The following is a 23,661-nucleotide window of genomic DNA, read 5'->3' on the forward strand; positions in this document are numbered from 1 at the left end:
ACTCAAATGAGTGACACTCAGATGTGGTGGCGCACCTAAGTGCCACTATAAACAGCGACTGTGCAGCCACACAACCTCTTAGTTATACCTGAAATATCAAAGGCAAAAACTCGAATGCAGGGAAGATTTCGATCGTGTATACAGAAGAAACAAGCCTAAACAATGAAACTCGGGCTCTCGTCGCCGATACGACTTCTCTGTCAAATCTAGCATTTGCTCAAACAACTGGATTGATGAAACCCACTTTACAGCGCGGTTCTACAGGTCAAGCTGTCAAGGAACTGCAACAGCTTCTATTTGATTGGGGATATTATTTTGGTCTGATTGATGGTATTTTCGGCGTCGAAGTGGAAAACGCCGTCAAAGGTTATCAACACCGCGTTTTTTTAGCTGAAGATGGCGTTGTGGGTTCGATAACGTGGCAAGCACTATACTCTGGTGCACCTGTGAATATGCCGATTGTCATGAATGGCTGTTCAGGTAATGCTGTCAAAATTGTTCAGAATGTCTTGAAATTGAATGGATAGTATTTCGGTTTTGTTGACGGATTCTGTGGGACAATGACAAAAGTAGCAGTGATACAGTTCCAAACGAATAAAGGTTGATCGCCCGATGGATTTGTCGGGTTTAAAACTTGGCACGCTCTGAGCAAGTTACCGCATTAATAACGCTTAAAATGGCGCTCCGTAACAGTCAGCTACCCGACTTGTTTAAGTAAAAAGTCGGGGAGCTAACAGACAAGCGTTTTACGTTTAATTAGAGGGACTTACTTATCACTTTTACGCAAGTCCTAAATTAACCTTTGATGAACTTTTCTAATTTTTGAGCCATCTTATCGACAATTCCCTCCGAAGTATCTCCCCCCGATGCTTCTGCTTCAATACGCTTGACCGCATCCTCTGGAAGATTCAGCAACTGCACTAATTTTTGATAAGCTGCGGCTTCTTCAGCGTTAATTTTTGGTTCGTCGGGAGTGCGAGAACTAGAGGAAATCACTTCATAGCCGAGTTGCAAGACTAATTCTTTTTCATCTTGAGTTTCTAGTTGGCCGATCAACTCGTCAAGGGGGATATTTTGCATGATGTAATCCCGCAGTTCTTGTTGTAGTTGTTGTCCGTCGGTATCTGGGGCAAACAAACTGCAAAAGCGATCGAGCATTAAATTAACTTCTTCTGTCGCGAGTTCGCCGTCAGCCCAGGCCATAGAAGCAACTATTCTCAGCAGATTCATCTGGCGGGGCGTAATTGATGGAGGAGGTGGGGTTTGCATAATCAAAATTGGTAATTGGGAATTGGGAATTGAGAATTGGGAATTGGGAATTGGGAATTGGTAATTGGGAATTGGGCCTGATGCCTTCTTGTCTTTTCTTTCCCCTTCCCCTTCATTTATTTGACACTCCCGAGCCCTAAAGGGACGGGGATTCTTACTTCACAGGGATTCCGACGAATTTACTTGCAAGCAAGAATCACAGGCGGTAGGCCCTACGGCTGCAAGTCCTCTGATTAAAACTACTTGGGCTGCTGCAACGTGTCTGTCTTTTGTATAGCCGCAATTGTGACACGAATGGAGTCGTTCAGATAACTTTTTTTTCCCTGTTTCACTGAGGCAATTGGGACAGATTTTGCTAGTCTTTTTGGCATCTAATTTTTGGAAATATACACCGTGCTTAAAGCAAGTTTGCTCGAATATGTTGAAAAATTGCCCAAACCCAGCATCTAAGCAGTGCTTGTCTAGCATGGCCCTCGACCGTCCGACCAGATTCAGGTCTTCGACAAACACCATCCCCGCCCCGTCGCAGATTTGGTGCGATAGCTTGCGGTGCCAATCTTTCCGGCAGTTAGCGACGTACTCGTGCAACAGAGCAACTTTTTTCCGCAGCTCTCTTCCAATTGTTCGAGCCAATACGTTTTCTACTAACACGCTGTTGCAGCAATTTAAGCTTGCGTTCTGCATCAATAAAAAACCTAGGACGCTCGATCAAAATGCCGTTAGAAGTTGCAATAAAATTAGTTAATCCAACATCAATCCCCACTGGGTTGCCATGTGGAATAACATTGGGAATCGATACCTCCCCTGGTAAAGTTAGCATTGCATACCAGCCAGATACACGCCTAATTAAGCGCACTTGCTTTATGGTCGCACTACTTGGTATTTCGCGACTTTGGCGAAACCTGACCCAACCAATCTTAGGCAGCTTGACAGCACTATTTTTTAGTGGCTCTACGCCCATCTGAGGGAATACAAAAGAGCGCATAGCCCCTACTTTTTTAAAGCGAGGAAAGCCGTGTTTTTGTTCCCACATACTTATAAATGCGCGTTCAAGACGTTTAATAGTTTGCTGTAAAACGTGTACTTGAACTGCATTTAATGCTGGTATTATCGCTCTGACTAGAGTTAGAGCTTTACATTGGCAAGCGTAAGTTGGTGTAGGTTTGTCGGCGGGGATGATATATTCAGAACGAATAGAGCAAGCATTAATTTGACAGCTACGAGATTTCAACCAATCTTTACGCTCTGCTAATGCAAAATTGTAAACTCGGCGGCACTGTTCTAGCCAATCTTCAAAGATTGCCACTTGTGTTGTTGTTGGTTTCAATTTAAATTCGTAGGTTAAATTAAACACTTGCTTTACCCCCTTCCTCTGTTATACTCTATCCTTGAACTACCAACCAGACGCTTTTTCAAGAAATAGGACACGAGCCAAATATTCAAGGCGGTTGAAACCGCTACCGACTTATCCCCACGTCTGAAGCCGGGGGCTTGCGTCTCGCTTTTCGGTCACAGTTTCGATAGAGGAACTCCCAGCCATCCAGTAAAGTTTTGTTTCTGAACAGGAGTGGGCTGTTCCACGGGTACGATCGAGTAACGCGTCGGTCGCGGCGGGGCGAGAGTAACGCGACAAGTCCGCAATTCGTCTTGGTGAAAAACTGTCACCGAGACGATATCCCCAGGCTTGAAATCTTTTAGTCTCTCGCCCGCTTGTTCTGCATTTACCCGAAAACCTTCGATCGCCAGCAACTCGTCCCCAGCATCAATTCCGGCCAATTGTGCCGGAGATTCAGCTTCGACAAATTTAACCATTTCCCGCCCGTTTTCCGCTCCTAACGTCCAACCGATGCGAGGTGTTTGGTCAATTTCACCTGCGATGAGTTCGAGCCCGAAAGGTTCCAGATACTTGTTGTAAGGCAACTCTTCTGTGCCGTCAATATAGCGCGCGAAAAAGTCGCTCAAATCGATGCCGGCGACGGACTCGATCGCACTTTGCAACTCTTCGGGAGTAAAGCCTATTTCTGCTGGCAGCTTGGGAGCATTTAACTGTCCGTTTGATGTCAGATGCGCCGGCTTGGCGTCTGTTCCCGACTTCTGTTCTAAATTGCCGTTTTGGTCTTTCTTAGCATTGCCAAACTGCTGCCACATCAAACGCATCACATCGTCGAGCGATCGCGAATTGCCGTGTCTGGCTCGAATCAACAAATCGAGCAAAAACGAAACAACTTCCCCTTTCAAATAATACGATATCTGCGAGTTGTCGCTGTTAGCATCCCTGCGATAAAGTTTTATCCAAGCATCCCAGCTCGACTCGCTGACCGGCTGCACGCTCCGGCCCGGAGTCGTCTGCAAGCGAGTGATTTCCTTAGCCATACATTGGAAATAACCTTTGACGCTGTAGAGACCAGCTCGAAAAGGAATCACCAAATCGTAATAACTGGTCGTGCCTTCAGAAAACCATAAAGAAGGAGTATAGTTCTCTTTTTCGTAGTCAAATACTTCCAGAGCTTTCGGTCGAATGCGCTTGACATTCCAGAGGTGAAAAAACTCATGAGCCACCAACTGAATAAAGCGTTCATACTTTTCCTTAGCCCGAAAACTAAAACGCGGATAGTTGAGAGTGCAGCACTCCTTGTGTTCCAAACCACCAAAGCCCGAGCCGGACAAATGCAGCAAAAACACATAGCGTTCGTAAGGTAAACCGCCGAACATTTTTGCCTCGACTTCGATAACTTTTTGGATGTCTCGAATCGCCCGCTCCGGTTCTAAATTGCCTTTTCCCCAAACAACTAGCTGGTGTGGTTTTCCCATCACTTCAAACTCGTACACTTCGTGATAGCCAATCTCAAAAGGACTGTCTACCAGAGTGTCAAAATCCGCAGCAGCGAAAGTAAGATTTTGGTCAGAAACAGGTGGCAAAGTAGTAACGGTGCGCCATTGGGGCTGAGGCGGCACAACCGTCACCGTGTAGCAGTGGCGCTCAAAACCGGGCAAGAAAAAGCACAAAGCCGCTGGATTGAAATAACCGTGAGTCGAGTCTAAATGATTGGTTCGCACTGTCAGTTCGTTGGCAAAAATGCGGTAGCGAACCGTAATATCTGACACCGAATCGGTCTCGATTTGCCAGTTATTTTTGCTTTTCTTGCGCCAAGGTAAAGCTCGATCGCCTGATAGCGAGCTAAAATCTTGCAGGTGGCGGGCGTACTCTCGAACCAAATAAGAACCGGGAGTCCAGACAGGCATTTTTAAATCCAGAACCGGCTCCGACCAACCTTGCACGCGCAAAGTCACTTCAAACAGGTGGGATTCAGGATTGGGCATCGCCACCGAATAGTGAATTGTCGGTGCAGTTAGTTGCCCCTCGCGGTTGCCGGCCGCGGAGGAGGCATCCACAGAAGTAACATCAGTCATTGACTTGCCAAATTAATCAAGTGCTTGAGGTTGATCAAATGGATAGTTTGGCGGTCGGGATCGATTTTGATCCAACCTTTACTATCGAGTTTTTCCATAATTTTGCTGGTTTCCTCTAGGGTGATATCTGTCACATCAGCTAAATCTTCATAAGGAATATTGAAGATATCTTTGCCCTCAGCAGTTTTCTGACCGTAGTTTTCTGCCAGCTCGACTAAAGTATTTGCTAGTTTAACCGCTGGCTGGCGGTTTCGGAGTTGATAGCGGTGATTGGTTTGGCGGAGCCGCCGCACCATCAGTTGCAGCATCCGGTGGTGCAATTGCGGGTCTTTAAACAGGGTTTGGATAAATCGCTGAGCTGTGACGCTCAGCAGCCGCACCGGCGAGAGAGCAAGTACGTCATTCGATCGGGGAGATTCGTCAAGAATTGCCATTTCGCCGAAGAAGGCACCCCGTCCTAAAATAGCCATTGATACAGCTCGATCGTCTGACAAACGCCGGACTTTTACCCAGCCAGACACGACAAAGTAAATCGCGTTGCCCCAAGAATCCTCCATCACCACAGCTCGGCCCGGGGGATACTCATGCTTGACGGCATTTGATAGCAGCCCTCCCAAGGTTTCTGGGTTAGCACCCTTAAATAGAGGGAATAGCTCACTGAAAGCTTCTGTCTTCATGCAAACTCGCGGAGGTGGGAAATATGATTAGGCGACACCCAACAGCTAGGGAAGGATCGATGTTTGGGAACACAAACAATCCGTTGCTCCTTTAATTGATGATAAGGGTGCAGAGGCGCGCTTCATGTAAAATTGATAGATTCTTTAATCTTAAACGGGTTTACAAGCCTGCCACTGCCTGTTGAACTTTGCCCAACAGAGGTTCTATATAGTCCGGCCAGCCGATCGCGATTGACTGTGTGTGGGCCAGAGTCTCCGGCTCGATCGCATCTGCCGTCCACCTCAGCGGTTGACCTTGCAAGTCGCAACAAACCAATCCGGCTGCTTTTGCTAGAGCCACAGGGCCGACGGTATCCCACACTTTAACTCTGCCGTTGAAATACAGATACAAACCGGCCCGACCTTCTAGGATTTCCATAACTTTTAAGCCAAAGCTACCCAGCGAGTAAAATTCTGCTCCCGGGATGCTTTGGGCGATCGCCCGGGCGTAGTTTTTCTGGTCTGTGTCGCCGAGAATAATTTTACAATTTTCCGCTGTCGGAGCCGGAGGTTTGCAAAGTGCCATCGGCTGAGGCGCTTGGGCTCCTGCAGTTTGGAATAATCCCCAATCTTTGCCGCCGAAATACATTTGGTCAAAAGCCGGCGCGTAGATCCAACCGGCGACCGGTTCCCCCTCCTGCAGCAGCCCCACCATCGAAGCGTAGTGCTGTTTTCCCTGAATAAATCCCTCCGTCCCGTCCAGCGGATCGATGCACCAGAGGCGCTGGTAATTCGCCCGATAAGCTGCTCTAGAGGCCACATTTTCCTCGGTAATCGTGCCGTCTTCAGGAAACAAAGCGCTAAATACTGCCGATAGTTGTCGGTCTAGGTATTGATCGATACTCGTCACGTAGTCGTTGGGTCCTTTCTCGGAAACTTCAAAAGGTTGGGCTGCGAGCTTGTAAGCTTCTTGACCGCACTCGCGCAGGGTGTAGCGAATTTTTTGGTCTTGCTCTGGAGAAATATACATGAGGTTAAAAATAAATGCTTCAGCTAACTTCAGCATAAAAGCTTAAGTCCTTTGAATCGATCGGCGCGTGTCACTGTTTTTGACTGGTACAGGATTTGCGCCCGGGTGTGGAGAAACCCGGTCCCCTAACCATCAGTGCCGTTGCGATACAAGCCCCAGACAGGATTGGTGGTACTCACAAAAATTTACACATTAGGGAGAACCCCCCAGATTTATCTGTAGAGTCAAATCTAAAATCTAAAATCTAAAATCTAAAATCGACTGACCGATCGCACTAGCAATTTCAACAGTAGAGGATAGAATCTTCTGAGGTTAGATAATTTGTCCCAGCACCAACATGATTATAAGGAGAATACTTTGAAATACCATTTGGCATTAGGTCGCAAAATAGACCTAGATAGAATTGACCGCGATGCAAAACTCGGCAAATGCCCTCGCCACGTCCTGCGAGCCCTCAGAGACCGCTTAAATGCCAATGTCCACGCTCCGGATGGCGAAGGGATATCGTTGACCGACAAGCTGCGATCGAAAATTATTTCTAAACCCGAACATTGGGCCGCCGCCCGCAAGTTGTCCGAGCAAGTCAGCAGCGACGACGTAATATTTTGTACCGGCGAGGACATTGGCATTCCAGTGGCGGCGGTGTGCGGTGCATCGTCCGAGCGCCCGAAAATAGTTGTATATTTTCACAATATCCATCGGCTGCGCGGTCGCGTCGCCATGAAACTATTCGGTTTGGCTGACAAAATTGACGTATTCATGGTCAACGCCCGCCCTCAAAGTGACTTCATCCGCAGCTATTTAGCTATACCTGAATCGCGCATTTTAATGCTTCTAGAACAGACAGACACCCAATTTTTCACACCTGGCCCAGTTTCTGGCGAGAAAAAGCGGCACACAGTTGTTAGCGTCGGATTAGAAAAGCGCGACTACCGACTCCTAGCAGCAGCAACTGCTGACTTAGATGTTGACGTAAAAATTAGCGGTTTTTCTAAAGATGCCAAAGCTTTATCGCAAGCTTTCCCCGATACTATGCCAGAAAATATGTCCCGCAAATTCTACGAATGGCCGGATTTAGTGCAGCTTTACCGCGATGCAGACGTAATTGCAATTTGTTTGGTAGACAATAAATATTCTGCGGGAGTGCAGGGTTTGCTGGAAGCAATGGCCTGCAAGCGACCGGTCGTCATTACTCGGACTCAAGGTATGGTCGATTATTTAGCAGCCCCGGATATTGCCAAAGTGGTAGATGTGGGAGATGCAGCAGGTTTGCGCGAGGCTATCGTCCATTTGCTAAAAAATCCTCAAGAAGCTGAATCTCTAGCGCAGCGGGGGTACGAAATGGTTGTGAACCAGCACAGCAGCGAACCTTATGTCGATGTTTTAGCCCAGAAGCTGCAATCGCTTTAATAAAACCGTAGGGTGCGCCGGGCCGCGCACCATAACTCATTCCTCCGGAGGGTTCGCCGGACCGCGCACTATAAATCACGTCCGGATCGTGCACAATGCACACCTTACTGCTATACATAAAAAGCCAAAATATTTGTTACCTAAGTCATATTTACAAAGTAATGAGTTATGAGTTGCAGTTACCAATTAAATCTCACAGCAGTTACGCACCTACTAAATAAACCGAGTTTTTAAAACATAATCGAAAGCCTTAAGGAAGTGTTTTCGTTCATCAAACCCGGTTTATGCAGGACAGTCTCACTCAAAACTCACAAATCAAAACTATTAAGACTCCCGTCCGCTCGCCCACTTATCCCGCCATTTCACAGTCCCTTCCGAAACTAAAACCCAGCGGCGACAAACCAGATTTTCTCGCAGTGGCGACTGTCCTTCCCGTAGCAGCGCATACTTATAAGTAATCAACTTCCCGGCACTTTCATTAAAAGGAATTTCCCCAAACCAAGTATTAGTATTGATATACTCCAACGGGAAACCCTTACCAATATCCCAATTCCCCAGTTCCGGACAATCCCCAATCACCACAATTCTTTCACCAGGCTGAGTTTGAACGTTGTTAAGCTGCGCCCGCACGATAGTTTTTGCCTTAATTCGCTCTCCGACGCGGCTAAAAATCATTACTTCCCGGGAACCCAACTCTAAATTGTACAGCTTCCCATCTTTAACTTCAAACTTGCGGCGCGATAAAACCTCCGTATGCTCTCCATCAGGCAGCTCAGTATCAACCTCTTCTATTGTAACAGAATTGCCACGATTCAGCGCTACAAACACCACAGAATCGCGATAGCGGCGCACGTAACAATAAACATCAGGAGTTAGATATTTTTGCCACTGACTCCCCATCGAAATAGCTGGATTCAGCCGCCGCAATCCAGACAGCAACCGCACATCTCGGTAAATCGGCGAATCAGTATCCCACTTTTCCATCATCGGGCGGTTGTAAGGGTCATTTCCCCCTTCTGTATCATCATGCAGATACTGTTCAGTGCCGTAATAAATACAGGGAATACCGCGAGTCGTCATTATTAAACATATCGCCACCCGCAGCATTTCTGGATCGGGATTCAACGACTGAAACCTCGGCATATCGTGGTTGTCAATAAAAGTAATCAACTCCGTCGCCCCGTAGTAGCGGTAATCCAGATCTAGTACATCTTGGACTAAGCTAAATCCCGCTTCAGCACCCTTTCCCAATACTTCTCGAATTGCCACGCACAGACCAAAATCTAAAATACTCATCCCTGACTCGTTGACAAATTCCACAGAACGCTCGTTTCTAGGGTCGCTGTAAATCCATTCGCCAAAAATGAAAACATCAGGTCTGTGTGTTAAAATGTCAGCATTAAATTCCTGCCAAAACCAAATAGGCATATGCTTGACTGTATCAACCCGCAAAGCATCAACACCTCTGTCCAGCCATTGTTTAATTGCTGACTTAATGTAAGTGCGGTATGCAATATTGTTTTCGTTGAAAGTTGCTAAACCAGACAGTTCGCAGTTTTGGACTTGCCATTCATCTTCCCAGTTTTGGACTTCGCCGTAGTGGTGATACCAGTTATCTTTATCGTCGTTAAAGTCAGCTATTTTTACGCCGTCGTCGTAGAGTTCCCCTTTTTTGCCACTAAAATCTGGGTTGCTGTGATTGCAGACAATATCGAGCACGAGTTTCATGTTTCGCTGGTGCAACTCGTATACTAATTTGTCAAATACCGTATCTTTACTTTCTTGTGTTTGGTTGATAGAAGGATTGTCGCCTTTGGCAATAAAGCGGGGATTTAGTCGCTTGAAATCTTTAATCCAGTAGCCGTGAATCGCTGCTTGTTCGACAAATAATGCTTCTACTTGCTCGAACAGTGGAGTCAGCCAAACTGCGGTAACACCCATATCTTTTAAGTAGTCGAGTTTGTCGATAACTCCCTGCAAGTCGCCGCCCCAATATTTGCCCCAATCTTTGCCTTCTGGATCGTAAAGTTCTGGGTTGGGACCTTCGCTATTTTCGGGGTCGCCGTCGTAAAAGCGATCGACTACAAGGAAATAAATTGTTTCTTGGCGGAATTCAATGTCTCTGGTGTAGAGGAATTCTAAATCGAGCTCGCTTTCTGGCTTAACTTCTTCTACCAGAGAGTCAAATTTTTCTTCTGGTTCACTAACTTCGTATTGAGAGGAAGTTTGATTGGGAGTGACTGGTGTCATGAGATGTATTTTTTGATATAGTTAAGATTAGTCAGTTATTCAGAGCGAGAGTCGGAGATAGCTTTCCCCTCTGACTGGCTTTTACAGCATCATACGGAATTTACTCGTTTAATGAAATCTTCCTTTAGAGAGAGGGCAGACTCATCCTTGAAAATTAAGTGGATGAGAGTTAATATTTAGCGTAATTCTCAATCAAAGAGCCACAGCCTCAAAAGCCTGCGCTACCAGCCTGAGCCTGGTAACGAGAAAAGGTACACTAATTGTGCGATCGCACTTTTTCCCTTCCTTTCTATTCCTCCCGCAAGTTTTGGATATCTTCAACGCTCAAACCAGTAGTTTGACTAATGGTTTGATTGTCAAGGACATTGAGAAGTTGCCTAGCAATTTCTAGAGCCTTTTCTCTCATTCCTAGGGCGATTCCTTCTTCTCTGCCTTCTTCTCTGCCTTGTTCTCTGCCTTGTGCGAGTCCTTCTTCAATTCCCTTGAGCAAGATTCCCTGCTGATCCAGAATATACCTTTCGCGTTCTTCTAAATCTGCCAACTCCTCTGGATTCAAATTAGTTTCATTGGCAATCGCAAAGGCTTGCTGTATTTCCGAGACTGTTTCCATTGTTGATGGCACTATTTCCAAGGTGGGAGCATTTTTCATAAAAAAAATCCACTTGTCAGTCAAAGTTTCTAACTCATCCAGTTGTTTATTGAATTTTGGCAATTCGATAAATATCAGTTCAATCTCTGGATCGACATAATCAAATAAACGCTTTTTCTCCTTAAACACAAAGTGAGAAATTACTTCTTGGTCATTGTCAAACATTTCAAAATCTGTAATTGTCAAAGCAATTACAGGTTTTAACTTAAAGTAACCTTGACCGCGAATCAGTTGAGTAGAGTAAGTTTTCGCAGCATTGTAAACCACCCGTTTCGCAAAAGATGCTACATTTAGAACTTGCATTTCGATAATTACAATTGCGCCTCCTGCAAGCCTGGCTTTGACATCCAGGTAAGAGTCTTTGAGATACGGAACTCTCGATGCTAAATACGGGTCGATAATTTCTAGGTCGGCGATGGTGGGGTTGCCATCATAAATCATGGCATTGAGAAAGCTGATTAAAATTGGTTTGCTTTCGTTGGAACCGAATATTTTTTTGAATGCAAAATCGGTTTTGGGGTTAATGAATGTCATGGTCAATCTCTTTTAAAATGACTTACTTATTATTTTAACCCAGTTGGATATGTTGGGATTGGCAGCTATATCTTTTTTTCTGCAGCTCTCCGGGGTGGGCGAGTTGCCAAAACTCGATATTGGATGCTCTATCCAAGCTTGAGCCGGGGAATCCATCAGCAATTAGCCTTTGCTCTATGTTTTATTCTGTCAAATCGACTTGTCGAATCTCTTCTAGCGTCAGATCCAAACATTGTGCGATTTGCTCGTCGCTCAATCCTATTGCTTGCGAGCGTTGGATCGCCTCGATTTTCGCCTGCTGCTTTCCCCGCAAAAACTCAGGCGACTCTTCCTGTGATGTGCAGATATTCAGCGATCCGATTACATGATTATGAGCGACATGATGACCAGTAATGACGCCACCAGTAACGTTGCTAATCATTGACTTGCGAATCAGTGCCGATCGCAAATTTAGTTTATTAACCTCTTCTCTAAAAGCATCAGAGAACAACTCCCATAGCTCGTAGCCCACATCTTTAGCATAACCCTCCGTACAGTTCAGCTCTTGGGCAATATCCCCGTACTTTTGTCGTTTCAGAACGCCCTCAATCACGCCAACTTGCATATCATCTAAATGCTTGCCAGTTTTGGCAAAGACCACTTCATCTGTAAAAGCCAGTGCTTCTTTAACGTTCATCAGCTTTCCTCACGAACTCGCAATAATAAAATTATAACCCTCTCGATCCGACTAGATCCGACTATTTTCGCCTTGAATACAAAAACGATTCAAATTTTATTAAAATTTTCTACACGATCCGACTAAATCCGAGTTTTTTCGACTAGGCAGATTAATTTACAAGTTATAGCATTGTAAGTATAAAACTATCACTCAAGAAAAATTAACTTATGACGACTACCCAGATCGCTCTCAACAAAAAATCACATCCTTTGATGATGCACCTGAGCATCTTGCCAAAGTACGACATCTCCGAAGAGCCATCTACCTACAATCCCACCACGCAGACTTCTAATATCAAATCTATGTCTGGCACTAAATGTGAACGACAGGGTTCCATGCGGAGTGACGATTAGCATTTTCTCGGAGTATTTCGAGCGCACTCTTTTTTCTTGAAAGACCTGTATTAATTTTTGTAGTACAGGTCTTTCATTGTCAACTTTATTTTATTTGATTTAGATATGATCGACGTTTTAATCGTAACTTCCGAGACGGATGTTCATGCAAGTGCCGTTATCAAGGAATTGCATAAATCAGATGTTAAAGCAATTCGATTGAATTCAGAAAGTTTTATTCAAAAAAGTCACTATTTTTATGAATGGCAAGCTTCTGGCAATCCCAGTCAAAGTTTTTTGTGTTTTGAAGATTCTTTGAAAAAAGTTCAAGATATTGGCGTGATTTGGTGGCGAAAGCCAGAAGAGTATCAAGTATTTCCAGAAGTTAATGAGGATTGTGCTATCAAGTATTGTCGAGAAGAAACAGAGTATTTAATTTATTCTCTATCTGCACTATATCCGAAAGCTAGATGGAGCAATAACTATTACAATATGAGATTGTTATCTCATCGAATCAACCAAATCCCAATTGCTCAAAAACTGGGGATTACTATCCCTCCAACACTCGTCACCAATTCATACGAAGCTGCTTGCGAATTTGTGACACAACAGGGAAAGTGCATTGTTAAAGCGATGCGCTACGCTGGATTTGTACATGATGAAAAGCAGTACGGTTGCTATACTCGCCCCATTGATGTAGAAACTCTCTTAGCATTTCGAGAGAGCATTCGATTAGCACCCGTTTTTATTCAAAAACGCATTCAAAAGAAGGCAGAATATCGCGTTACATTAATTGGTAAGCATGATTTTGTCTGCCGGATTGATGCCAAACATATCAACGATTCAGACGTGACTTTGGATTGGCGCGTCACCGAACCGGATAAACTCGTTCACGTTCCCGACAATTTGCCGCTCGACTACCTCAACAAACTTCATCAAATGCTTGACGAGTTTGGTTTAAATTTTGGTGCATTCGATATCATTCGTGACGAGGATGACACCCTCTACTTTATCGAACTCAATCCTAACGGACAGTGGTATTGGATAGGAATTCTCACTAAAATGCCTATGGTTCGCGCAATGGTGGAACTCATCGAAGATTTAGCGCTGCAATATCAACAGGATTCCTGAATCGTCTATAGGTTGGTAATGAGGACGTCCGTCCGAGCGAGTTTTATGAGGACTGAAGTCTTCACTGCAAAGCAATTGTATTATGGTCGGTCCAGGGGACATAATCCGATCCGTCACGTGCGATCGCCCGACATCTACCCAAACCCTAGCTAACTACAGCCACCGCAGACTCTCGCACCTCAGAATGCTCCACCCGGAACACATTTGCGCTCAGATTAGCAACAAATTGTTTCCCCTGCTGCGTCAGTTGCAAATAGCCGATCGCATCCTTCACATACCGATAAACCACATTCCAATAAAACTTCGGATAACCCTCCCGCAACTCCCCCGGGTGCTGATAGCCCAAAACCCGATTCTGGCCAGTCTCCTCAAACTCGTAAAACAGCGCGGCAATCTTTTGCAAATATCGCGGATCGCTCAACTGACCAATTAAATCAGCAGCGCGAACTAAACCCGGATAATTCACAGTATCTTGATAATCTTCATCCGCAGGAACCGGAAAACGAGTCAACTCAATATTACGCTTAACCAGCTCAGCATCAATCAGTTTGTGACCGCCAAAACGCTCGTCAATAAACATTTTTCCCCGATCGACATGATAAGGCGTCAAACTAGCATCAGTCCCCCCCGGAGGCAGAGTTAATTTCATATCGCCTATTCCTGTCGCATACAGTCCCAAATCTTTTCTATCTTGTCGGCAAACACCTTTAACATACCCGATATCGTGACATAGCATAGCAATGTGAAAATGCAGCCAATCTTCGCAGGAAACACCCCCTTCGCGGATGTGCTTCCCACGCAGAATTTCTTGTCCTACCAAAGTCACTAAAATAGTGTGTTCGACATTGTGGTAAAGAGCATCGCTATTAGCAATATTTTCTAAAGCCATGCTCGCCGCCCAAGCAATAATCTCGCCATAGTCAGATTTGCATCCCCCGTAAGTGTGGCTGTAGCCTTCAATCAGCAGATTTACACAAGCGTTAATCAGCAGTTCAGTTGCGTTAAACATATTCACTTCCCTGAGCAAAAGTATATTATTAAATTATTTTTATAGTTATTGTTTTTGTTGCTACCGTTTGATGTTATTTTTGGCTTAACCGCCCCGATGGATGCCCCCTCCTATCTAGATGTATCCACTGATATTATCAACGATTATGGCTTAAATTAGCGCTCTGGCAACTATGAGAGCGACGCACCCCGTAAATAATTCATATCAATGGGCGATCGAGGTATGACACCCCTCAATCAGCAGTACGGTGTTACATCTTCCCCACATACCTCAGTCGATTTTAGATTTTAAATTAACTCCACAGATACATCTGGGAGCTTTAACTAGGGTCGAAAATTTTGGGTTGCTGACGCCTCCTGTTGGAAACTTGTATCCGTTTTTGGGCGGGGTCAGCCAAAAATGAGAGCGATGGAAAACGCAACCCCATTAATTCCTCATACACAGGATTCAGGTTGCACAGATGCGGTATGTGGAAAAGATGGTGTCCCAATAACTGGATATCTCTCTCAAAAGGACACCGTCCGGATATAAGTTAGCACCACCACCGAGCTACTTGCGGAGTTCCCCCTGCCATGCTATGAAGCCACTTTGGCACTGGTTGCACGAGGCGATCGCGAAAAGTTAAGTCTGGGCGATGATTTTCAGGGAAAATACTTGTAGTCGAGTTCATCATTGAGTTCAGAAATCATTACTAACAAAAAGTTATGAATTACCCCACTTAATCATCAACGAAACCCGCTGTTGGTCGGGTGAGGAGAAGAAGTTTTATACGTGACACTCGCGGCCCCACAATGTAATGCGAAGAGCTAGCATTTGTGATTTAATATTCCCCAAAATGTGAGACAGATCACAGGCCCTGTACCCAACAGAATATATATTTAGATAGATGGCAAGAAAATAAGATACAATAGCTTGTAACCCTCTGTCGCAGCTTCCCCCTCCCACGATCTGCGATATAGTAATCTGTCTACTTACTGATAAAGGTTACAGGCAATGATTCCAGAAAAAAATAGAGATGCCGACCTTGCTCAACGCCGACACACAGATATTGTGCTGGAAAAACTTCCTATAGAAGTTAAAGATTGGGCCCAAAGCTTGCCTTGGAACCAGCGGCGCTATGTCTTGTCCCTCTGTTACATATTGTGCGCATCTACTCCCGACTCGCAAGCAGAATTTTTAGATGATTACACAGCCGACGGTTTAATTTCAAAAATGTTTGAAGATGTAGATACTCTAAACCGAGTCAAACAGTATTTAATCAGATTTCGAGTCAACAAAGAATTAAACGAATCAGATTTAAGAAGCTACATCAAACAATTTTATATCCACTCAGCTCAACAAGCGTGCCGGAAAACTGACCAATATTTAGAATCAGCACTCCGCTTCGTCTTGAGTACAGAAGAACGCAATAATGTTTTTAACTACATTTTGGGCTTTGAATTTATTAAAATTGTTTTTCAAATGAGCTGGTTGCAACACGAAAGATTAGCGAGACTGCAAAAAAATCAGTCGCAGTTTATTGAAACCTATATCAAGCCGATTCAACACGTACACAAAATTAATGGCATAATTGTGCCGAAAGATGAGAGAATATTTTTTGCCAGACGCGCCTATTACGTTCAAAAGCCTAAGATTTCTTACAAAAAACTTATGGAATTAGTCATGGCAACTTTTACTACAGAAATGGTTACTCACTGCGGATTTGACCTCAGCCTCCACGCTCAATCTCTGGGCTTTGACTGGGATTACATTTATGTTCCCGAACCAGAAGAAGAAATATTTTCGGCGTTGCATAATTAAAGGATGATATTGAGGTTAATCAGTATGGAATGTCCAGACTGCTTGCTCGACGAGAACCAGTAACAATGGACATAAAACAGGCAATCTTTCATTAACTCTGCCGCAATTGTGGTCGCCCCGTGAAAGTTGCTCTACCGACAACCAATCGTGGCTATAGCTATAAACTCAAACGTGAATGTCTTAAAATCTATGTCAATAGCATGGGTCTGCGAGCAATTGAGCGTGGTCATTGCGTGTTCATCATACAACTATTATTACTTGGCTAAAAGCAGTGGGAAAACAGTTGCCAGATGCCTATACACGCGAACAAATTCCTGAGGTCGGCTCCAGGCGATGAGGTAGAAGCCTTTATCGGCTCAAAAAAAACTTGCATCTGGCTGTGGAAAGCGGTAGACCATTTTCGCTTCAGGCATCTTGGTCATCTTCTTAGGAGATGATAGTGCTGTTACTTTCCAACCTTTATGAGAAATTGTTAGTAATTGGCATTGTTATTTTTACGTCACTGATGGATGGTCTGTTTATCTTTATTCCCTTTCTAATGGCGGCCCGATTGTAAGCCAAACTTATATGACCAGATTACAAGGAGAGAACAGGCGCGGCAGTCATTATTTAGCTCGTCTACACTGCAAAACTTTATCCTATTCCAAGTAAGTGAGAAATGCTGGCTCCCTCGAAGAGTCTATTAATTCATTACCTCATGTTTGGTGATGTCCCTGAACCCGATCGCTTCATCCCTTAATTCAGCAATGCCAGATTTCCTACTGACTTGCAATTTATTCATTGAATTTACGCAGTAAGGTGCGCACGCATCAGCGCACCCTACGTTGCTTTTTTCTATTTACTTTTAGTTTGGCGTTACGCAAAGGAGAGTTGTTCTAGGCATTCGGGTTCTAGTCGGCTGCTTAAAACTTGGTTTTTCAGCCGGATTTGATAGAAAATAGGAGGGATCGAGCAATTAACCTTCCCCTTGCATTTCTTCAATTTCAAACCAGCTAACTATCACACCCGCGAGGGGAATAGCCAGAAATATGCCTAAAAGTCCTGCGGCTCTAGCGCCTACTAACAGTGCAAAAAACACTACTACCGGATTGAGGTTAAGGGAATTTTGCATGAGTCTCGGATGAATAAAGTTGTCTTGAATTTGCTGCAAAACAATGCAAGCTGCCAAGACTTTTAAAGCTAGCCACACATTTTGAGACAATACAATAAAACACACTAAGCTAATTCCCAGCGTCGCTCCGATTCCCGGAACTAAATCAAACAATCCGATAATAAATGCTAAAATCAAAGGAAATTTCACATCTAAAAGTAGGAAAATTACAAAGCTTGCTGTTGTCAAAAATAACATTAACAGAATTTGTGCCTGAAAAAATCCTAAAAAGTTTCGTTCTATTGTTAAACTTAAACGCCTGTGCAGGTGTCGAGGTATAAATTTGAGAACCAACACCCACAGCCTCTCTCCATCAAGTAACATGAAAGAGGCTACCACCATAATTAATATTAAATTCAATAAATTGGTTAAAAATACTTGTAAAAAAGCAATACTCGAAACAACTCCAGCTAAAGCTTGATTTCGCAGTTGTTCCTCAATAACTCGCAGGTTAACTTGCAGGTTTCTCGCCCGCAGGAATGCTTCGATGCGCTCGGACAGAGGCGCCAGAGCATTCACAAATTCAGTCATGCTGTCAATTAATTGCTGCCCTTGAGATAAAAGAGTGACGCCTAGGGTGACGGTGAGACCGCCAAAAACTAAAATGGTGAGCAAGACAACGAAGGCGACAGCTAAACTTCGCGGTAAAAATCTCTGGAGAGTTCGCACCGGATAGTTGAGCAAAAAAGCCACGAGTGCAGCAATCGTGAAAACAGCGACGGCAGTTTCAAAGTAAGCTAAAAGTTGCAGTCCAGCCCAACCTGAAGCAAATAAAAGCAAAAACCGAACTAAGACTAAATTGCTTAGCATATTCCAAAAATTGGGAGGGGTTTTTTCTTGCTCTTTCACAGGGATTTCCAGGGGTTAATAATAACTCAAAAATATTGCAGAACCCTCTTTTAGAATCGCACCCAAGATAGATATGTGGCTATCCCCCTCAAGGCAGAAAACAGTTGTCGAAGGAAGAAGCAAGAGGGGAGAAGGAAGAAGTTAGAAGGAAGGCAGTAGGCAGTGCTTTCTAACTTCTGTCTGAGGCAGGGGTGGGTTCTCTTCAGCATAGGTGCGATCGCGAATGCCGAATAAAACACGCCCGCGATCGAATCAAACAGCCTTTCTGAGTCTAAAACCGCCTCGGAAACTCTTTGGGATGGCAGTATTTGTTGTGCCAGCCCGATCGCAACTAACACACAAACGCTCAAACAAAGCCGGCGCCGAAAAACCGGCTTTCAGTGCCAGTCGCGAAAAAATTCAACTCTGCCTTGTGGAAGATAGTATGAACAGGTCAATTTTTGGGATACTTGAAACTAGCACTCAACTTAGCTGAGGAATAAACGTGCTGCTCTCAAAAGGCTTTGAAGTAGAAATGTATACCGGCACTCCCGAAGGTGAGGTTGTCGGTCTCTCCGATCGCATAGTTGCCGATCTAGAGGGATTTGTGCGGGAGCCTGATAGCCGCAATGTGGAGTACACGACCGCCCCGCTGTGCAGCTACGATCGCCTGCTGTGCGCTTTAGTCAAGCCGCGAGTCCGTCTGCGCGAGTATCTCAAACAATTGGGCGACTATACCTTGCTGCCGGGAAGTACCTTGTCTCTCGGGGGGAGCGATCGATTTTATCGGTCCGATCCCAACAACCCCTACCACACCTACATAGAGCAAACCTACGGCACCAAAGTCGTCACCGCCAGCATTCACATCAACATCGGCATCTCCCAACCAGAACTGCTGATGCGCGCCATCCGCCTCGTCCGTGTCGAAGCACCGCTGTACCTTGCCTTGAGCGCCTCTTCCCCCTTCCTCGACGGCGAAGTCACGGGCTATCATTCCACTAGGTGGGGTTTGTTTCCCAAAACTCCCGCCATCGTCCCCCTGTTTGAAAGTCACAGACATTACATCCAGTGGACTGAAGAACAGCTAGAACTCGGCACCATGCAAAACGTCCGCCATTTGTGGTCTGCAGTGCGGCCCAATGGCGATCGCCGCCCCTACTGTCTCAACCGCCTCGAACTGAGAATTTGCGACCTCGAAGTCAATCCTCTGGCTTTGTTGGCCATCACTGCCTTACTAGAAGCTCGCATTTGGCAGATGATGGAAGACCCCAGCTTAGACCCGTTAGAACTGTGCACCTTACCGGCGGCCACCCGCAACGAAGACTTAGTTGCCCTCACAGACGCCAACGAAATTGCTGCATCCGGGCAAAGTTTGGATGCCGAACTCACCCACTGGCAAGACGGCAGAACTATTCTGGCACGAGATTGGATTGAGGAAATTTACCGAGAAGTGTGGCCTATAGCCAAAAAACGCGGCTTTAGCTGCTTTCTCTCGCCGCTCAAAAAGGTTCTCCGGGAAGGCAACACCGCCCAGCAGTGGTTGAAGCTGTACGAGGGCGGTTCGGACACCCGCAGTATTATTCGCCAAGGGATTCAGGGGATGTCTCACCAAGAATGGGAACTCGAAGACAACTTGTGCGCCCAGTTAGTTGCCTGAAGTACCCGCCGTTATAATAACGGGGGCTTTCACTAGCCCCCAGAGTATGCGTACTCAGCCAATAATAAAAATAGCCGGAACCTCCCGCGAAAAAGTTGCAGAGCGCCGCCCTTAAAACAAATCAGAATATTTAATGAGTGGAGTTCGACAAAGGTTATAAATAAAAGCTATAAGGTATATCTACCTTTGGGTAGTTTGATAAATTTCCCAATAGCTGTATTTTTCGCTTTTAATTAGCTTCATGCCCCAACTTGTCTTGATTCACCCGCAAATCCCCCCGAATACTGGCAATATCGCCCGCACTTGCGCTGCCACAGGCACGGAACTGCATTTAGTGGGCCCGCTGGGGTTTGAAATTAGCGATCGCTACCTGAAACGGGCAGGCTTAGATTACTGGCCCTACGTCAATCTCCACTGCCACGAAGACTTAGCGGCTTTTCTGTCCTATCGGCAGCAGCGCGGGGGACGAGCGATCGGATTCAGCACTGGCGGGCGATGCAGTTATGCGCAATTCCAATTTCAGCCCAGCGACTGGCTGATGTTTGGTTCGGAAACTGTAGGGATTCCCCAATTCGTTTTAGATGCCTGCGACGCCACAGTTTTTATTCCTATGAGCCAGCCTGGAGTCAGGAGTTTGAACCTCTCCGTCAGTGCGGCTGTAGGTTTATTTGAGGCTAAACGACAGTTGGGCGAGCTGGGATCGATCATTATCAACACATAAATATATAGATATTTAATAGCTGCTGTAGGGTGCCAAATCTCCCTTTAAGTATAAGAAATTTGTATCAAAGCGGTGAAAATCTCGATAGCAGAGATTAATATATTTTATTCATTCAAAAACAGATTGTTATCAGCCACACCAAATTACTCGCAAGATGATTCAGGAACAAAAACAGAGGATTTTAGCGATTTAGGGCGTCAGCGAGCACCAGCTTGGGTCAGAACACTATATCTAGTAAATATACGGTTGTAGCCTGTCCGGAAATTAGCTTACAGTCGGATAATAGGTAAGTGTTCAGAGCCTTACGGGAACGAAGATTTTATGTATTCGTTCCAGCTATTGCGGTGTAAGGCTTTTGGGGTTAATTGCAGCAGCTGAGACCGAGAATTTCAAAATTTTTGACGGTTTGAGCTTGTCTAAATTAAAAAAGCAAGGTAATCTGGCCTAAGCATGATAGCTGTCAACAATCAGAATATTTTTGCTTGTTGATTTAAATTCAGCGTCATGCGATCCCCTTGAGTGTTTCCAAGGACAGTTAGCGCTTCTCAGTAGGAGGTCGTTTTTTTGAAACGAACATATCCCCAAATTAAGCCTGTTCAGGCTAGTGAAATCGACAGAGACGGTTCTGCAGAACCGTCGAAACAGACAACGCTCAGCACAGGCAGAGTTCGCTCTCTCGCCACGATCGGGCTGGCAATATCGGTAGGTGCTTCTGGCATCCTGCTACCGAGAAATGGAGACAGCGCTCGCGCGTCTGAACTCGCACCGACATCAGAATCCACCGCTGAAGTACAGCCAGTATCGGCCAACGGGCCCGCTACCTCCGCACAAGTTGACGGTTCCCGGACCCAACAGCCCGGCTCATCTTCTGACCCGGTGGCGGTTAAGGTACAGCAGGGGCAAAGCCTTTGGGAGCTTTCTCGGGATTATGCAGTTGAACCGTTGGCACTAGCAAGTGTCAACGACATCAAACCCGATATCATACTCCAAGTAGGCCAAGAACTCACAGTTGCTCTGGCTCCGGGAGCCGCGCCACAACAGAACGCCGCCGATACCGCCGTGGCTTCGCTAGAGCTAGCAGGGGCAGTCAATCCCGAAGAAAAGTTAAATCTGACTGGCTCCGAGCCGTTGGATAGTGCTGCCATGACAGCGCTGCCATCAACCGCAGCGACCCCGTTTGTCACGCCGGTACCGGAACAAAGTTCGATCGAGATCCCGAAGGCAGAGGGGGCGATCGACAGTTTGAAAAAACAGGAAAACCGCACCACAGAAGCGGGTCGGACCCAGTTAGGGTCTGAGGGGGGAGCAAATTTATCTACACCTGCGGCATCTTTGCCGGAGTCAGCACCGAGGCTGGCAGCCCCCGGCTCTGCAACTGAGACAACTATTCCCGACCTCGGGGCCACACCTGTAATTCCAAATGCCGGGGTCGGTCAAGCAGCATCGCCCGATCGAGCATTCGAGTCAATTGAACAGTCTCTGGCAACACCCAGTTTGCCCTCGGCTGTGCTAGTCCCCCCAGCGGGAAGTAACGCCGGGTCGGCTGAGGTGCTCTACAGCGTGCGTCCGGGAGATACCCTAGATGCGATCGCCAAAGGTCACGGCGTATCACCCAAAGAGCTGATCTCCGCCAACAAGCTCGGCAACCCTAACTTGCTGAATGTTAATCAACGGCTGAAAATTCCCCAAGTTCGGTCAAATAATCCAGTGGTGCAGGCGGCAGCCTCTTATTCGGCCTCCAACTCTACATCTGTCTGGTCGGCGACTTCGGTTCCCGCATCGGTGAACCCCAGCTCGTCTACCTCGGAAATAGCCAGTGCTGGCGTTGCAGCACCCGCGCCCACAGTCCCGGTTGTCTCTCCCCTGGCGAACTTGGAAGGTCTGAACAATATTTCAGCGCCGATGGTTCCCCAAGTTAACAGCATTCCCCTAACTCAAGTTTCCCAAACCATTAGCGACCCCGGGAAGCTGAATCTTCAAGGCGAACCAACATTTACAGGTGCAGTTGACACCAGTGCCCTGCCCTCGCCAGCCAGTGCAACTGCTACCGCCAGCGCTACGGGATTCGACCCGCAGCAGCTCAGCTTCGTGCCAAATGCTAGCGCCCAGGGTTTAAATGCCGCTCCAACTAGCGCTTTACCAGAGTCGAATTCGGAGGCTCTCCCCACTGCCGAAGCTCTCAACCCTTATTCCGAACGCTTGAGGGCAGAAGTGGTCAGGCTGCGAGAGGAATATCGTGCCTCGCGCAATTCGATCGGGGCAAATGCGGTGTCGCTGGCTCCAACTGACAGACCGGAGGCGCCAAGAGTCTCGAGCAACCAGTCTGAGGAGCTCCCCAGTGTCAATCCCTATCTCTACACCCCCGACTATACTGAGGCGGTGCAGAATGAAATCAGCAGACCCCCATCGAGAGCTTGGTCCGAGCAGGTTCAGAAGCAGCAGCAAGAGCGTTTTGACCCCGCTCGCGCAGCGGAACAGCAACCGATCAACCTGACTCCGAGAATTACTCAGGAGCAGCCTGTGGTGGCAACTGCTCCTTTGGGAGCCGAGGGTTACGACCCCTTGAGCAACCCGTCTTTGGGACGCATGGTTTCTCCGGAACTGCCTCCGCTTTCCAACCCTGATACTTATCTGCCTAACGGCAAACAACAGTCGGCTAACGGGTTTATTTGGCCGTCTAAGGGCGTTCTTACTTCTGGCTACGGTTGGCGCTGGGGACGGATGCACAAGGGAATTGATATTGCAGGGCCGATCGGCACGCCAATTGTGGCAGCATCTGACGGGGTGGTTACCTATGCTCAGTGGAATGACGGCGGCTACGGGTATCTGGTGGAAATTACCCATCCAGACGGGACTGAGACTGTCTATGCCCACAACAGCCGGATTTTGGTGCAAAAGGGTCAGAAGGTCGCTCAAGGCGAACAGATTTCAGAAATGGGCAGCACTGGCTTCAGTACCGGGCCGCACTTGCACTTTGAAATTCATCCCGCAGGACAGGGTGCTATCAATCCAATGGCTTTTCTGCCCGACGATGCGTCCAGCGCTTCTCGGTAACGACTGGTCGGAAGTTATGGGTTTTGAATGATTACCAAAACTCATAACTTTT

General features: G+C 46.3%; 22 protein-coding genes and 1 pseudogene. 10 read left to right on the forward strand and 13 right to left on the reverse strand.

The annotated features are described in order from the left end of the window. Nucleotides 1–134: 134 nt before the first annotated feature. Nucleotides 135–527 carry a peptidoglycan-binding domain-containing protein gene (locus QUB56_RS11460; protein ID WP_332955268.1) on the forward strand — a complete coding sequence of 131 codons (393 nt, stop codon included), beginning with the start codon at nt 135–137 and terminating at the stop codon, nt 525–527. 268 nt (nt 528–795) lie between these two features. Here QUB56_RS11460 and QUB56_RS11465 read toward each other — a convergent pair whose 3' ends face one another. The 6 genes from QUB56_RS11465 to QUB56_RS11490 form a co-directional block, all read right to left on the reverse strand. After that, the gene (locus QUB56_RS11465) at nt 796–1,269 is read right to left on the reverse strand and encodes a TerB family tellurite resistance protein (RefSeq protein WP_332955269.1); all 474 of its coding nucleotides are present in this window, start codon (nt 1,267–1,269) and stop codon (nt 796–798) included. 159 nt (nt 1,270–1,428) lie between these two features. After that, nucleotides 1,429–1,857, reverse strand: coding sequence for a transposase (locus QUB56_RS11470; protein ID WP_332955270.1), 429 nt, complete (start codon nt 1,855–1,857; stop codon nt 1,429–1,431). After that, nucleotides 1,838–2,623: a transposase gene (locus QUB56_RS11475; protein WP_332955271.1), complete on the reverse strand. Its 786-nt coding sequence runs from the start codon at nt 2,621–2,623 to the stop codon at nt 1,838–1,840. The genes QUB56_RS11470 and QUB56_RS11475 overlap by 20 nt, the downstream gene beginning before the upstream one ends. A gap of 155 nt (nt 2,624–2,778) precedes the next feature. Next, nucleotides 2,779–4,680: a M61 family metallopeptidase gene (locus QUB56_RS11480; RefSeq protein WP_332955272.1), complete on the reverse strand. Its 1,902-nt coding sequence runs from the start codon at nt 4,678–4,680 to the stop codon at nt 2,779–2,781. Then, on the reverse strand, nt 4,677–5,357 hold the full coding sequence (locus tag QUB56_RS11485; RefSeq protein ID WP_332955273.1) for a Crp/Fnr family transcriptional regulator: 681 nt from the start codon (nt 5,355–5,357) through the stop codon (nt 4,677–4,679). Before QUB56_RS11485 ends, QUB56_RS11480 begins: the two co-directional genes overlap by 4 nt. 160 nt (nt 5,358–5,517) lie before the next feature. Continuing rightward, the gene (locus QUB56_RS11490; RefSeq protein WP_332955274.1) at nt 5,518–6,402 is read right to left on the reverse strand and encodes an inositol monophosphatase family protein; all 885 of its coding nucleotides are present in this window, start codon (nt 6,400–6,402) and stop codon (nt 5,518–5,520) included. A gap of 321 nt (nt 6,403–6,723) precedes the next feature. Here QUB56_RS11490 and QUB56_RS11495 point away from each other — a divergent pair, with 321 nt between their 5' ends. Next, complete coding sequence (locus QUB56_RS11495; RefSeq protein WP_332955275.1) at nt 6,724–7,776, forward strand: glycosyltransferase family 4 protein; 1,053 nt, start codon at nt 6,724–6,726, stop codon at nt 7,774–7,776. 324 nt (nt 7,777–8,100) lie between these two features. Here the strand turns inward: QUB56_RS11495 and QUB56_RS11500 are convergent, their stop codons facing one another. The 3 genes from QUB56_RS11500 to QUB56_RS11510 all read right to left on the reverse strand — a co-directional run bounded on the left by QUB56_RS11500 (nt 8,101) and on the right by QUB56_RS11510 (nt 11,885). After that, nucleotides 8,101–10,026 (reverse strand): alpha-amylase family glycosyl hydrolase, encoded by a 1,926-nt coding sequence (locus QUB56_RS11500; RefSeq protein ID WP_332955276.1) that lies wholly within the window; start codon nt 10,024–10,026, stop codon nt 8,101–8,103. A gap of 289 nt (nt 10,027–10,315) precedes the next feature. Then, a complete protein-coding gene (locus QUB56_RS11505) occupies nt 10,316–11,209 on the reverse strand; it encodes an Rpn family recombination-promoting nuclease/putative transposase (RefSeq protein WP_332955277.1) in 894 nt (297 codons plus the stop codon). Between the two features lie 181 nt (nt 11,210–11,390). Further along, nucleotides 11,391–11,885: a hypothetical protein gene (locus tag QUB56_RS11510; RefSeq protein ID WP_332955278.1), complete on the reverse strand. Its 495-nt coding sequence runs from the start codon at nt 11,883–11,885 to the stop codon at nt 11,391–11,393. A 209-nt stretch (nt 11,886–12,094) separates the two neighbouring features. On the opposite strand from QUB56_RS11510, the gene QUB56_RS11515 reads away from it, so the two are divergent. Continuing rightward, the gene (locus QUB56_RS11515) at nt 12,095–12,280 is read left to right on the forward strand and encodes a hypothetical protein (protein WP_332955279.1); all 186 of its coding nucleotides are present in this window, start codon (nt 12,095–12,097) and stop codon (nt 12,278–12,280) included. Between the two features lie 105 nt (nt 12,281–12,385). Then, a complete protein-coding gene (locus QUB56_RS11520) occupies nt 12,386–13,390 on the forward strand; it encodes an MvdC/MvdD family ATP grasp protein (protein ID WP_332955280.1) in 1,005 nt (334 codons plus the stop codon). Nucleotides 13,391–13,535: 145 nt separating this feature from the next. Here the strand turns inward: QUB56_RS11520 and QUB56_RS11525 are convergent, their stop codons facing one another. The 3 genes from QUB56_RS11525 to QUB56_RS11535 all read right to left on the reverse strand — a co-directional run bounded on the left by QUB56_RS11525 (nt 13,536) and on the right by QUB56_RS11535 (nt 15,072). Continuing rightward, nucleotides 13,536–14,399 (reverse strand): Npun_R2479 family HD domain-containing metalloprotein, encoded by an 864-nt coding sequence (locus QUB56_RS11525; protein WP_332955281.1) that lies wholly within the window; start codon nt 14,397–14,399, stop codon nt 13,536–13,538. A 319-nt stretch (nt 14,400–14,718) separates the two neighbouring features. Then, nucleotides 14,719–14,928: a Mo-dependent nitrogenase C-terminal domain-containing protein gene (locus QUB56_RS11530; protein ID WP_332955349.1), complete on the reverse strand. Its 210-nt coding sequence runs from the start codon at nt 14,926–14,928 to the stop codon at nt 14,719–14,721. Nucleotides 14,929–14,931: 3 nt separating this feature from the next. Further along, the gene (locus QUB56_RS11535) at nt 14,932–15,072 is read right to left on the reverse strand and encodes a hypothetical protein (RefSeq protein WP_332955282.1); all 141 of its coding nucleotides are present in this window, start codon (nt 15,070–15,072) and stop codon (nt 14,932–14,934) included. Nucleotides 15,073–15,392: 320 nt separating this feature from the next. On the opposite strand from QUB56_RS11535, the gene QUB56_RS11540 reads away from it, so the two are divergent. Further along, on the forward strand, nt 15,393–16,199 hold the full coding sequence (locus QUB56_RS11540; protein WP_332955283.1) for a cobyrinic acid a,c-diamide synthase: 807 nt from the start codon (nt 15,393–15,395) through the stop codon (nt 16,197–16,199). A gap of 24 nt (nt 16,200–16,223) precedes the next feature. Further along, nucleotides 16,224–16,938, forward strand: a pseudogene (locus tag QUB56_RS11545) (IS1 family transposase). Between the two features lie 216 nt (nt 16,939–17,154). On the opposite strand, the gene QUB56_RS11550 reads toward QUB56_RS11545, so the two are convergent. Further along, entirely contained in the window at nt 17,155–18,198 is a 1,044-nt protein-coding gene (locus tag QUB56_RS11550) for an AI-2E family transporter (RefSeq protein WP_332955284.1), read from the reverse strand. A 223-nt stretch (nt 18,199–18,421) separates the two neighbouring features. On the opposite strand from QUB56_RS11550, the gene QUB56_RS11555 reads away from it, so the two are divergent. From QUB56_RS11555 to QUB56_RS11570, 4 genes are all read left to right on the forward strand, one after another. After that, nucleotides 18,422–18,673 carry a hypothetical protein gene (locus tag QUB56_RS11555; protein ID WP_332955285.1) on the forward strand — a complete coding sequence of 84 codons (252 nt, stop codon included), beginning with the start codon at nt 18,422–18,424 and terminating at the stop codon, nt 18,671–18,673. A 9-nt stretch (nt 18,674–18,682) separates the two neighbouring features. Further along, nucleotides 18,683–19,834, forward strand: a complete 1,152-nt coding sequence (gene gshA, locus QUB56_RS11560; protein WP_332955286.1) for a glutamate--cysteine ligase — start codon at nt 18,683–18,685, stop codon at nt 19,832–19,834. Nucleotides 19,835–20,075: 241 nt separating this feature from the next. After that, nucleotides 20,076–20,555 carry a tRNA (cytidine(34)-2'-O)-methyltransferase gene (locus tag QUB56_RS11565; protein ID WP_332955287.1) on the forward strand — a complete coding sequence of 160 codons (480 nt, stop codon included), beginning with the start codon at nt 20,076–20,078 and terminating at the stop codon, nt 20,553–20,555. A 564-nt stretch (nt 20,556–21,119) separates the two neighbouring features. Next, complete coding sequence (locus QUB56_RS11570; RefSeq protein WP_332955288.1) at nt 21,120–23,609, forward strand: peptidoglycan DD-metalloendopeptidase family protein; 2,490 nt, start codon at nt 21,120–21,122, stop codon at nt 23,607–23,609. The last annotated feature ends 52 nt before the right edge of the window (nt 23,610–23,661 follow it).

Source organism: Microcoleus sp. AR_TQ3_B6, from assembly GCF_036702785.1.
Classification (GTDB): domain Bacteria; phylum Cyanobacteriota; class Cyanobacteriia; order Cyanobacteriales; family Microcoleaceae; genus Microcoleus.